Consider the following 13850-nt stretch of genomic DNA (forward strand, 5'->3'; position numbering starts at 1 on the left):
TAAAAATGAAAAATATAAATATTTTAAAAAGTAAAGCGAAACGGGTTATTACCATACCCGCTTTAACTTTGTCTTTGTTAATGGCTACCTCCTGCGACAAAGAAGTTTTGGAACTTACCCCCGCCGACCGGATAACTGAACTGGCTGCTTTTGAGAACGCCGCGCGCGTAGAACTGGCCGTTGCCGGGGTTTATGATGCTGCCCAAAGTGGGTTTTACCTGGGTAGCTTTGTTAATAACCGGGGGTATCCTTTCGGTGCTGCCTCGGTAGAACAGGGCGATGTACGGGGTGAGGACATGTTTAACCACGAAGCATTTTATGCGCTTACCTACGAAAATAACTACAGCCCGGCCACGGCGAATAACCAGCACATGTGGGAAACGCTTTACGCGTTAATAAACCGCGCCAATGTGGTTCTGGAAGCTTTACCGGCCGCTGCTACCAGCAAGATTATTACCGAAGCGCAGTTAAAAGAGTACCAGGGCGAGTTATTGTTCTTACGGGCTTTGTCGCACCACGAGCTACTGGTTCATTTTGCCCGTCCTTATGATCATACAGCTGATGCTTCTCATCCGGGCGTGCCTTACCGTACCAGTGCCATTAACACCGGCGCCCGCGTAGACGAGGCGCAGGCACAGGGCCGTAACACGGTAAAAGAGTGTTACGATAAAATGCTCGAAGATTTAAATACGGCCGAAGGCAATCTTCCGGCCACTCGTACCAATGCGGCTTTAAAATTAACCCGGGCCACCAAAGGGGCAGCTATTGCTTTAAAAACGCGGGTACTTTTACACAAAAAGGATTATGCGGGGGTTATTACCGAAGGGAATAAGCTGGTTCCGACCGCTGCTCCGTTTGTCAGCCCGGTTGGCAGTTACACATTAACGGCTACTCCTGATGGTCCGTTTACTACCGCTGGCAATAAGGGCAACTCCGAGTCTATCTTCTCTATTGATAACACTACTGGTGATACCCCCGGGGTAAACGGCGCGCTGCCTTCTATGTATGCACCTACCGGCCGTTTTCTGGTGGCTGTAAGCCCTATTATTTACAATGCTACTTTCTGGCCAGCCGATGATACCCGGAGAACTTTACTGACTGCGAAAGGAGCCGGTACTGGGTTTTATTATACCACCAAGTATAAAGATGTGGCCACCCTTACCGATAATACCCCTATTATCCGGTACGCCGAAGTGTTATTAAACTTGTCGGAAGCAATTGCCCGTACTTCTCCTTTAAACCCGCGCGCCCTGGCTTTACTAAATGCCGTTAGAGGCAGAGCAACGGCTCCTTATACTTTAGTTACCATGGTCGACAACAATACGCTCATCCAGGCTATTGTAAATGAGCGCCGGATTGAATTTCTGGCTGAAGGCCGCCGCTGGGCCGACATTCACCGGTTGGCTGTTGAGGGCAAGTACGTTTATAAAGGCATTCCGCAGAAAGTTGGGCCTAAAACAGCCGTTACCACCGCCGATTACAATGCAGCCAGTGGCGTAGTAAGACCAGCGATCCTGGGCGTACCAGCTATTCCTTACGACAACGATCCAAATAGTTTTAAATTCGTTTGGCCTTTCCCATCTACCGAAGTAAGCTCAAATCCGGTTTTAGCCGGACAGCAGAACCCGGGTTGGTAGATTTTAACCAATACGGGAATAAAAAAAGCCAGCTAAATAGCTGGCTTTTTTTATTCCCGTATTTCTATGCATAGTAGAAGGCTTTAAACTTAAGTCTGCTTATTTTATAAGCTCTATTGTATTTGCATTAAGAACTCACCAGGGTTACTGCGCCTTTACCAATAACCCAAGGTAAAACCAGCAAAAAAGTAGTAATATTTAATATTTTATTCTTATTCGGTCTTTCTAATTCTAACGCGAGCAACAAGTCTTAAAAATAAACCAGTAGAAAAAGGAGTAATTTCTTAAAATCAAAAAGCCAGAATTGGGTTAGAAATTGTAATTCTTGCTAATACTCCTTACATCATCCGCGGCCAGGAATTTTAGCCAACCAATTTTAAAACCAACTAAAAAGAAAACACAGCCTCCGCAACCACCAATCACCTGGCTGGATTTTAAAATTTACTTCCTATTTATTTTTTTTTCCAAAGTCAAACGCACTACAAAAGCTTAAGCTTAATTATTTGAATCTCTTGAAAAAGCCCTTTGAAGCAGTTAGCTGAGTTAATAAATGAAATATTATAAAAATATGTAAATTTTAATATATAATATATTTCAATAGCAAATATTTAGTAAAAGATTAAATTAGTTTAATATCACGTAATATAAATTTACATATTTTATAAATTTAATAATATTATAGATAATCCTTATACTTTTATTAAAAACCCTCGTACATTAGGTAGTAATAGTATGCATGTAGCTATAAATTACGTTAACATATTTAGCTTTATGAGATGAATTCTACTAATTCGCGCAAGGTTTCCAAACCTTCTATTTTTAAGTTATTCTGTACTACCGACACACAAATCTAAACGGCCAAAACTTGATGTGCTTCCCCACCATCAATTTCCCACTGCATATCCGGACTATATAACCTAAACTATTTCTATAATCTTATTTATCGGAAAATAAGGGGTAAACTAAAATATTTAAAGAAGCGGGTTTCTATTTATTAAATAAATATAAATATTCCATCAATTTAATTTTAATTTTTCTCCAATGGTTTTCAACCGTAAAGATGCAAATACCAGAATACCGCCCTAAAATTTATTCTACTAGCCTGATTCTCCATTCTGATTAACAAAAAACAAAATTTTAACACACATGAAAAAAATTCTATTCATAAGCCTTTTTCTGCTAACCGTGTTTTTGCAGGATGCAATGGCACAGTCCAGGACCGTAACCGGTAGAGTAACCGACCAGAGCAGCAACGAAGGTCTGCCGGGGGTAACTGTATTGGTAAAGGGTACGCAGGTTGGTACGGCCACCGATGCTACTGGTAATTACACCATTAATGTTCCTGAAGGAGGTACCACACTTGTTTTTAGTTTTGTCGGTTATACCACAACTGAAAGAGCAATTGGTAATAGCACTACTGTAAACGTTCCTTTAGCCACTGATGCCAAACAATTAAGCGAAGTGGTGGTAACCGCGTTAGGTGTGGAAAGAAGCCGCAACTCCTTGCCTTATGCCGCAACTCAGGTAGGCGGAGAGGAAGTAACCAAAGCCCGTAATCCTAACTTTATTAACTCTTTATCCGGTAAAGTATCCGGGGTAAATATCAAGCAAAACAATACGCTTGGTGGCTCTACCAATGTTGTTATCCGGGGTAACAAATCTTTGTATAACAGCAACCAGGCATTATTTGTGGTAGATGGTGTTCCTATCAGTAATGCTAACACCAACCAGTCTGACCAGTATACTGGCCGTGGTGGTTACGATTACGGTAACGTAGGTGCCGACGTAAACCCGGATGATATTGCTTCGGTAACTGTATTAAAGGGTGCTGCGGCTACCGCTCTTTATGGTTCACGGGCATCAAACGGGGTTATCCTGATTACAACCAAAAAAGGCCAGAAAGGCAAGATTAATGTTACCCTGAACACCGGTGCCAACATGGGCTTTGTTGACAAAAGCACTTTCCTGAAATACCAGGATCAATACGGCGCCGGCTATGGTCCTTATTACGGCCCCGACGAAGATGCTTTCTTTAACCAGCGCGATATGAACGGCGACGGTACGCCTGATTTAGTAGTTCCGTTTACCGAAGATGCCTCTTATGGTGGTGCCTTTGATCCAAGCCTGAATGTTTACCAGTGGAACTCCTTAGATCCGGCTTCTCCTTTATTCCGCCAGGCAACTCCCTGGGTAGCTGCCAAAAATGATCCGAGCTACTTTTTAAGAAATGCCAACGGATTCAACAATAATATTACCATCGACGGGGGTAATGAGGCTGGTACTTTTAAACTGGGTTATACCAATACCAAAGACAAAGGTATCCTGCCAAACAGCGAGATTAATAAGAACATGGTAAACTTTGCCGGTTCATTAAATTTAACCTCTAAGTTGGTGACAAGTGCCAGTGTTAACTTTACCAAAATTGATGGTTTAGGCCGCTACGGTACTGGTTACGACTCCTGGAACCCGATGCAGCAATTCAGAGAATGGTTCCAGACCAACGTAGATTTGAAAGAGCAGAAGGACGCTTATTTCCGTAATCGCCAGAATATTACCTGGAATACCAGAAGCGCCACTGATATACGGCCAATCTATTCTGATAATCCTTACTGGGTACGTTACGAAAATTATCAGAATGATGAGCGTTACCACTACTTCGGTAATGTAATGGCTACTTATAAGTTTACCGATTGGTTTGATGTTATGGGTAGAGTTACCCTGGATTCTTACGACGAGTTACAGGAAGAAAGAAATGCCATTGGCAGCACCGGTACTCCTTTTTACTCCCGTTATAACCGCACATCCCGCGAAACCAACTACGACCTGATTGCCAACTTTAACAAGAACATAACCGAGGACTTCACCTTCAGAGGTTTGGTAGGCAGTAACTTCCGGAGACACATGATTAACTCCATTTTTGCGCAAACCAGCGGTGGTTTAGTAGTTCCCCGGATTTATTCTTTGTCTAACTCCATTAACCCCCTTAACCCGCCCATTGAAAACGATCAGCGTTACGGGGTAGATGGTTACTTTGCCAGTGCCACTTTTGGTTTTAAGGAAATGGTATTTTTGGATATAACTGGCCGGAGAGATAAATCTTCTACTTTGCCAAAAGGCAATAACGTATATTATTATCCATCAATAGCCGGCAACTTTGTTTTCTCTGAATTATTTAAAGATACGCCGTGGTTGTCTTACGGTAAAGCCCGCCTTAACTATGCCGAAGTAGGTAACGATGCTCCTGTTTATTCTGTATTTAATGTTTACGGTAAACAAGATCAGGAAATTAACAGCTCTACCCGGCCAGCAGTAGGTGGTTTTGGTTCTATTCCGTTATACTCGCTGCCTAATACCCGCAACAATCCTGACCTGAAACCCGAAAGAACCAAAAGTATGGAAGGTGGGGTTGAAATGGCCTTCTTTAACAGCCGTTTAGGATTTGATGTAACGCTTTACAAATCAAATACAGTAGATCAGATTATTCCGATTCAGGTTTCGACCACCAGTGGTTATAATTTCAGATTCGTAAACTCCGGAGAAGTAGAAAACAAAGGCGTTGAACTTACCGCTTTTGTTACGCCTGTAAAAACCGACGACTTCTCTTGGACCCTGAATGCCAACTGGACCCGCAACCGCAACAAAGTACTTTCTTTGGCACCAGGTACTGAGAACTTAGTATTATCTACCTACCAGGGAGGTGTTTCTTCTAATGCATCGGTTGGTCAGCCTTTCGGAACCATACGGGGTGGTAGCTTTGTATACGACGACAATGGCAATAAAGTAATTGTTTCTGATCCGGATGATGCCCGTTACGGCCTTTACAAAATAGGACCTTCTACCACCGTAATTGCTGATCCAAACCCGAACTGGTTAGGAGGTCTTTCCAATACGGTTACTTATAAAGGTGTTTCTTTATATTTCTTAGTAGATGTACGCCAGGGAGGAAAACTGTTTAACCTCGATACTTATTATGGTTATGGTACTGGGTTATATCCGGAAACTGCCGGCTTAAACGATTTAGGTAATCCATCCAGAAGTCCGGTGGTTGAAAATACTGATGGTACTTATGGACCTACCAGTGGTGGTATAATTTTCCCGGGCGTAAAAGAAGATGGCTCTACTAACGATATCCGAATAGCCAATACAGAGGGGGTTTATGGTTATAACCAGCCGCAGGAAATGCATGTTTACGATGCCAGCTTTGTTAAATTAAGAGAGGCTTCTTTAACTTATTCTTTACCTGCTACCGTAATGACCAGAATAGCGCCATTTAAAGGTATAGATGTTTCCTTAACCGGCCGTAACTTATGGATAATTAAGAAACATGTACCTTATGCCGATCCGGAAGATAACTTAGGTTCTGGTGGTAATGGTAACTACGGAATGGGTTATATGTCTGGTTCTTACCCAACTACCCGCAATATTGGTTTTAACTTAAGATTTAGATTTTAACTAAACAAAAAATGAAAAGAATACTTTTATTCTGCATCCCGGCGCTACTATTCGCAACATCGTGTAAAGACCTGGATGAATATGATAACTTGAATCCCAAAGCGGCAACTACTGTTCCGGCGGTAAGTTTGGTAGGCAATGCCCAGCGGGTATTGGCCAATACTATAAACACCCCCGACTATAACATAAACCCTTTCCGGTTTTATGTGCAGCACTGGGCAGCTACTACCTACCCCGATGAAAGCCAGTTTATTATTCAAACCAGGTCTATCAACCGCTTTTTCTGGGATCCTTTATACCGCGATGTATTAAGTGACCTGAATGAAGGAAAAAAAATTATTACAGAAGATGCTTTCAGCACCATTGCGGACCCAGCCACCAGAGAGAAAGTTAAAAATAACCAACTGGCATCTGTTGAAGTGCTGGAAGTTTATGCCTGGTCGGTACTGGTAAACACTTTTGGTGATATTCCTTATTCTGAAGCCCTGAATGCGGAAAATGTGCTACCAAAATTCGACGATGATGCAGCCATTTATAGTGACCTGGTTACCCGCCTGGATAAAGCAATTGGTATGTTTGATGTGTCTGCTGCCGGTTTAGGCACTGGTGATTTATACTACGCCGGTAAAGTAGAGAACTGGGTAAAATTTGCCAACTCGCTTAAGTTACGCCTGGCCTTAACGCTGGCCGACGTAGATGCAGCCAAAGCAAAAACAATGGCCGAGGCAGCAGCGCCCAAAGTATTTACTTCAAATGCTGATAATGCCAAAATAACTTACCTGTCTGCTTTGCCTAACCGCAACCAGCTTTACGAATCGTTGGTACAAAGCGGCCGGGCCGACTTTGTGGGTGCGAGCACTTTAATTGATAAAATGATTGCCACCGGCGACCCCAGATTAAATGAGTATTTTAAACCAGTAGGAACAACTTCTACTTTTAAAGGCGGAACCCCAGGCGCTCCAAACAGCTACGAAAACAGCTCAGCTCCGGGAACTATGCTGGAGAATCCTACGCTGCCGGGTATGTTGCTAACCTATTCTGAGGTTGAATTCCTGTTAGCAGAAGCCGTTGAAAGAGGATTTAACGTTGGCGGTACTGCTATTGCGCATTACAATGCCGGTGTTACGGCCTCTATTCTGGAGTGGGGCGGAACGGAAGCGGAAGCAACTGCTTATTTATTAAAACCTGGCGTAAATTATCTTACTGCTCCGGGTAATTATAAGCAGAAAATTGGTACGCAGAAATGGATAGCGCTGTATAATATGCCTACTCAAGCCTGGACTGAATGGAGAAGACTGGATGCGCCTAACCTGGAAAAACCAGCCGCTGCCATATCCGCTATTCCGCTTCGCTTACCATACCCCACTACCGAAGCTAACCTGAATACCACTAATTATGATGCGGCTGCCGCCGCTATTGGAGGTGATGTGGTTACTTCTAAAGTATTCTGGGATAAATTTTAGCCGCGTAGTTCCTGACCTAGGTACTATCCGGCTCTTTTCCGGGTAGTAAATACAAAATTTAAAAAGCGTTAACCGATATAACTGGTTAACGCTTTTATATTACTGCTAAACTTAAACTTCTGTTAATTTAAATCTTAATATATTAAGTTAAAAACAGTTAATAGTTTGCTTTCCGCAATGCCATAGCTCGCTATATTATTTTACAAAGCTAAATTTAGTAGGGTTTGGGTAATAAGCTGAATAAATATTACCAGAAAGAAGCAAAGGTCTAACCTTAAAATTTACAGCTACCCACCCCCTCAAACTTTTTCTCGTTCCGGATACGCTAATTGCCAATATATTAAAATATTTAAATTTTGATTACCTAAACGGACCAACGGCAAAAAAACGATAAATGTTTACAACTTATTCTTAAAATTTAGCAGTTCATTCGCAGTAATATACATTTCACCGCAACATATTATTTCTATTTGGATTAATTATATTAATTTTACTATAATATATCTACGGCTTTACATACATTAAATTCCTACAACCTTCTTTTTCCACTTAATTTTAATAAAATGAGAAAAATTCTATTCATAAGCCTTTTTCTGCTAACCGTGTTTTTGCAGGAAGCATTGGCACAGAACAGGACAATAACCGGAAGAGTAACCGATGCCAGCAACAATGAGGGCCTTCCGGGAGTAACGGTTTTAGTAAAGGGGACCCAAATAGGAGCAACCACTAATGTTACCGGCGATTACAGTATTTCTGTTCCGGCAGGAAGCACTGCTTTGGTATTTAGTTTTGTTGGCTACACAAGCGCAGAAAGAGCGATTGGTAATGCAACAACTATTAATTTAGCCATGCAGGTAGATGCAAAACAATTAGGCGAAGTAGTAGTAACCGCATTGGGTATTACCAGAGAAAAAAGAGATCTGGGATACGCAGCTACTTCTGTTACGGAAGAGGTGGTGACCCGGGCTAATCCGGTTAACGTGGCTACTGGCTTACAAGGTAAAGTAGCCGGTCTGAACGTTATGACCACCAACAGTGGTGTATTCGAGAATGTTCGGATAAATTTGCGCGGTATCCGTTCCATTACTGGTAACAACAACCCCCTGTTAGTAATTGATGGTGTTCAGTCTGATCTTAATTACTTATCGTCTATTAACCCGAACGACATTGAAAACGTGTCGGTTCTGAAAGGTGCTTCGGCGGCGGCTATTTACGGTCCGGATGCCAGAAATGGGGTTATTGTGGTTACAACTAAAAAAGGGGCTGCTAATGATAACCCGGTTGTTACGCTAAGCAATTCTACCCAATTTCAGCAAGTATCGTTCTTCCCTAAATTTCAGACGCAATTTGGCAGTGGCGGCTACGGCGTTTACACGGCTTATGAGAACTGGTCCTGGGGACCAGCTTTCGACGGTTCTGAAGTACCGATAGGCAAAGTGTTGCCCGATGGCACCACGCAAATGGTAAAGTATAGCCCAAGAAACGACCGGAAAGAATTCTTTAATACGGGGGTAGTGATGCAAAACGATGTATCCTTGGCTGCCAAAGACTTTTATATAAGCCTGCAGGATGCCAATATTAAAGGTGTTGTGCCCGATGATAAAAACCGTAGAACCGGCATTAGATTAAATACCGGCCGAGAATACGGCAAATTCAAAGTTGGTCTGAATACAAATTACATTCAGCAGAACTATAATGTTTACAATGCTGAGCTGCAGGATGAGCACTTCACAAAATTAAACACAGGTTCCAACGAGGGTTTAATGAACCTTATCTTTAACACGCCGGCTCATATTCCGCTTACCTCTTACAAAGACTTTCGGAACAACCCTTATGCCCAATTTAACAACTATTTTAACGATTACGGTTTAAACCCTTACTGGGCAATTGATAACTGGCGCCTGAATGGTAAAAGAGAGGATATACTCACCAACCTGGACTTAAACTTTAAAGCAACAGACTGGCTAAGTTTTACTTACCGGGCAGGTCTGATTGCCAGGTTTATCAACGAAAGGGGTACCTCAGCCGGTGAAACCCCAAATGAATATGGTTTAGGAAGATCATTCGATATTATAACCGGCTCAGTAGAAGAAAGATCTTACAGAAATACCCGTTTATCTTCTGAAGCATTTGCTAATTTTAATAAGCAAATAACCAAGGACATCAGAGTTACCGGTATTCTGGGTACTTACGTGCGGCAGGATGATGCTAGGGATACCGAAGTAGGGGCAGGTACTTTAGTTGTTCCGGAATTATTCAACATATCGAACTTAGCTGGGCAGCTATCCGGTACATCACCCCAATCCCGCGCCAGGTTATTCTCGGTATATGCGAGTGCCGGCTTTAACTACAAAGGCTGGGCAAATTTAGAACTAACCGGCCGGCAAGACAGAACTTCAGTATTAAATATGAATAATAATTCTTACTTCTACCCGGGGGTTAGTGCTTCGTTAGTAGTAAGTGACCTTGTTGGCATACTGAGAGACAACAGTACTGTTTCTTTTGTTAAGTTAAGAGGCTCCTGGAATAAAACAGCCAATGCTGATATTGCACCATACTCTTTAGCCGGAACCTTCAAGCAGATGTATGGCTTCCCTTACGGTAACCTGGCCGGCTTTACCGCTAACAATACCACTTACGATGCCAATTTAAATCCGGAGTTTATCCGGAGCGTTGAATTCGGGATCGAAACAGGGTTCCTGAACAACCGCCTGAGCGTGGAAGCAACCTATTATAACCAGGATAACACCGACCAGATTATTCCGATTAGAGTTTCTGAAGCTACTGGTTTTGGTTTTGCTAACGTTAACGCCGCTTCCTTCGTGAATAAAGGCGTTGAACTGGAAGCCCGCTTAACGCCTTTGGTAAACCTTGGCGGCGTTAATATTAACTTTAATGCGAATGCTACTTACAGCGATTCTGAAATTAAGAGCATTTTTGAAGATTTAGATCAGATAGCCATAGGTGGCTACACCATTGCCTCCAACTACGCTATTGTTGGCCAGCCTGCCTTTATTCTGCAAGCGAATGATTACCTGCGGGATGACCAGGGCAGAATTATTGTTGACAAATATTCTGGCTACCCCACAGAAGACCCTACCTTAAAACCTTTTGGACGAACACTCCCCAAATGGATTGTTGGCTTAAACCCATCTGTAAACTGGAAAGGTTTGAACCTGTCTGTATTGGCTGAATATAAAGGCGGCCACGTTGCTTACCACGGCATCGGGCCAGGTATGGCCTGGACCGGGGTTTCGGCCGCTACTGCCCGTAACAACCGGGAAAGATTTGTAATCCCTAATTCTGTTATCGAAAATGAAGATGGCAGCTTTACCCCGAATACCAATATAGCTATTACCAACCCTAACGATTTTTACATAGGTGTTTACAGAGATGTGTTCTCCAACTTTGTTACAAGTGCTGCCTCCTGGAGATTACGTGAAGTAGCATTAAGCTATACGCTACCGGCTAGTATTCTTGCCAGGCAGAAAGTAATCAAAGGTATTTCGGTGGCCGTTACTGGCAGAAACCTGGCTTTATGGTTGCCCAAAACAAATGAATTCAGCGATCCTGATTTCAGCAGTTTTGGTGCCGCCCAGCCTGGTGTATCCGCTTCAACCGCTTATTCTTCTAATACCTTTGGTATAACAAGTTCGCAAATAAACCCTCCGGTACGTATTTTCGGTGGCAACGTAACGCTTACTTTTTAATAGTACAAAATTTAAGTTTTATAAAAAATGAAGAAACACATATATGCTGTTTTTGCCCTGTTTATGCTTTTAACAGCAGCAGGTTGCCAAGACGATTTTTTTGATATTAATGATAACCCCAATGCGCCAACAGAAGAATCGATAACACCCCAGCTGTTACTACCGTTAACGTTGCATGTAACAGCCGCCAGAATGGCTACTGAATACGATTTTGTAGGCCACTGGATGGGATATTGGTCTCGTTCCGGATCTTATGGTACCAGCCTGCCCTTAGAAAACTATAATATTACTTCTTCTTACCAGGCAACCCAGTGGAATAATGCCTCTACATCTGATCAGATTAATTTAACAGGCTGGTACAATAACCTGGCTGATATTGACCTGATGGAGCGGAAAGCGGCTGCCTCTGGTCAGACGTTTTACCAGGGTATGGCTAAGGTTTTAAAGTCTATCGGCTTTATGTATCTGGTAGACCAGTATAACAATGTACCTTATTCCGAAGCATTTAATTTATCGGAACATATATTACCAGGTTACGACAAAGGCGAGGATATTTATGACAGCCTTTTAGTTGAATTGGATCAGGCAGCTACCCTTTTTGCTTCTGCCGATGTGTTAGCGAATCCGGGTATTGAGGACGCTGATATTATGTTTCACGGGGATGCCAAAATGTGGAGAAAACTGGCCAATACCCAGCGTTTAAAGCTACTAATTCATCAGTCGGAGGTAATTAGCCCAGCGGAAGTACAGGCCGTAATAACCAGAATTAATGCCGACGGCAGTGGTTTCCTGATGAGTGGCGAAACAGCTTCTGTACAACCGGGCTACAATCAATCTGCTGGTCAGCAAAACCCTTACTGGAATGCTTTTAAGCAAACGCCCCAAGGCGGTGTAGCCGATGACTTTAACCGGGCTAATAATTATATTTTAAATAAGCTAAGAAGTAATGGCGATATTCGTTACCAGTACTATTTTAGCCAGGCAAACACCCCAGTCGGTGGCAATTTATACTATGGTTATAATTTTGGTGAAATACTACCTAATAATGACCCTTATCAGGCTGTAAACTCCTCCAATGTAGCAGGTCCTGGCTTGGCTAAAAGCCCTTCGCAACCACAATGGCTTTTTACATCGGTGGAAAGCTTGTTCTTACAAGCGGAAGCGATTCAGAGAGGTTGGATACCCGGCAATCCAAAAGAAGCCTTCCAGAATGCAGTTAGAGAATCGTTTACATGGCTAGGTGTAACCAATGCAACAGCTACCGTCAATACTTACTTAGCCCAGGATAATCCGTTGGTTAACTACGATGCCGCAACCGATAAAGTAAGATTCATTGTTATGCAAAAATATTTGTCGTTAGTAGGCATTAATAACTTTGAAGCTTGGGTTGATTACCGGAGATTGGGTGTACCAACCGACCTGCCATTATCGTTAAATCCGGGTAGAGCTGGCCGAGGAGTACCTAAGCGCCTGGCGTATCCGCAAAGCGAGTATAGCTATAATGCGGCCAATGTAGAAGCACAAGGTGAAATTAACCCGCAAACGTCAGCTGTTTTTTGGGATAAATAATTTTATTAATTAAGAAGAAGAGATGAAATCATTAAATAAAATATTACCCCTAGCCTTCTTATGCCTGGGCTTAAGCGCGTGTTTAGACGAAGAAGATCCGCTAACCGGCAGAGATACGGAAGCATCACCAAACCTGATTGAGTTTTACTCCGAAGACCCGGCCGAGCATCCTTCCGCAGAACGTATTTACACGGAAGTTACTAAATCTTTTGAAATAGTCCCGGAAGCGAATTTTGATGTAGTAATAAGTTATTCCGGAAAAAATAATGCGCCAGAAGATATTGTTGTAGGTGTAAAAGTGGACGAAGCCGCACTAAAAGCTTTTAACAATAAGATAATAGCCGATGCAAGAGAAGCAGCCATGGCAGGCATTGAAGATCCGGACGAGGCGAAAGAAGCTGCCGATGATGCAGAAGCCCATGCAGATGTTTACGACATGATGCCTGCTAATCTGTATTCTGTACCAAGTGAGATAACCATAAAAAGAGGAGAAAGAAGAGCAACATTACCTATTACGGTAAAGCCTGCCCTTTTTGATTTTGCATTTAAATATGGGCTACCACTTACAATTACTACCGCCTCACAAGGAGTTATAAGTGGTAATTTTAGTACGGTAATTTATAGTATTGGCGCAAAAAACAAGTACGATGGTATTTATACTATACAAGCCGGAAGTAATATTACCAGAAATACCGCAACAGGCCCGGATCCGTCATTATCTGGTGACCCAGCCGGAGAAGATATAGCTTTAGTTACCCTTAGTGCTAATACGGTAAGTTTTGAGCCAGTTTGGGCTAATGGTACCTCAATAGGAGGTATTGATAATACTATTCTTCGGATAAATCCGGACAATACCGTTACGGTAACATCTTCAAATCCTAGCCTAAAAAATACGCCTGGTAAAGAAAATAAATATGACCCTGCAACCAAGACATTCACCATTAATATTGACTGGGGATCGGGAGCTGCCACCAGGGTTCTTAATTATGTAATGAAGTATAATAAATCGAGATAACTTA

6 protein-coding genes are annotated in these 13850 nt (G+C 42.5%); all 6 read left to right on the forward strand.

Annotation, left to right across the window (positions count from 1 at the left end; all coding sequences use genetic code 11):
* Positions 1-5: 5 nt before the first annotated feature.
* The 6 genes from AAE02nite_RS01970 to AAE02nite_RS01995 all read left to right on the forward strand — a co-directional run bounded on the left by AAE02nite_RS01970 (position 6) and on the right by AAE02nite_RS01995 (position 13846).
* A complete protein-coding gene (locus AAE02nite_RS01970; protein ID WP_246150726.1) occupies positions 6-1637 on the forward strand; it encodes a RagB/SusD family nutrient uptake outer membrane protein in 1632 nt (543 codons plus the stop codon).
* Between the two features lie 1146 nt (positions 1638-2783).
* Positions 2784-6089 carry a SusC/RagA family TonB-linked outer membrane protein gene (locus tag AAE02nite_RS01975; protein ID WP_146894745.1) on the forward strand — a complete coding sequence of 1102 codons (3306 nt, stop codon included), beginning with the start codon at positions 2784-2786 and terminating at the stop codon, positions 6087-6089.
* A gap of 11 nt (positions 6090-6100) precedes the next feature.
* Positions 6101-7552: a SusD/RagB family nutrient-binding outer membrane lipoprotein gene (locus AAE02nite_RS01980; protein WP_146894746.1), complete on the forward strand. Its 1452-nt coding sequence runs from the start codon at positions 6101-6103 to the stop codon at positions 7550-7552.
* Positions 7553-8115: 563 nt separating this feature from the next.
* A complete protein-coding gene (locus AAE02nite_RS01985) occupies positions 8116-11262 on the forward strand; it encodes a SusC/RagA family TonB-linked outer membrane protein (protein WP_146894747.1) in 3147 nt (1048 codons plus the stop codon).
* A gap of 27 nt (positions 11263-11289) precedes the next feature.
* On the forward strand, positions 11290-12831 hold the full coding sequence (locus AAE02nite_RS01990) for a SusD/RagB family nutrient-binding outer membrane lipoprotein (RefSeq protein WP_146894748.1): 1542 nt from the start codon (positions 11290-11292) through the stop codon (positions 12829-12831).
* A 22-nt stretch (positions 12832-12853) separates the two neighbouring features.
* Positions 12854-13846 carry a BT_3987 domain-containing protein gene (locus AAE02nite_RS01995; RefSeq protein WP_146894749.1) on the forward strand — a complete coding sequence of 331 codons (993 nt, stop codon included), beginning with the start codon at positions 12854-12856 and terminating at the stop codon, positions 13844-13846.
* The last annotated feature ends 4 nt before the right edge of the window (positions 13847-13850 follow it).

The organism is Adhaeribacter aerolatus (assembly GCF_007991635.1).
Lineage (GTDB): Bacteria > Bacteroidota > Bacteroidia > Cytophagales > Hymenobacteraceae > Adhaeribacter > Adhaeribacter aerolatus.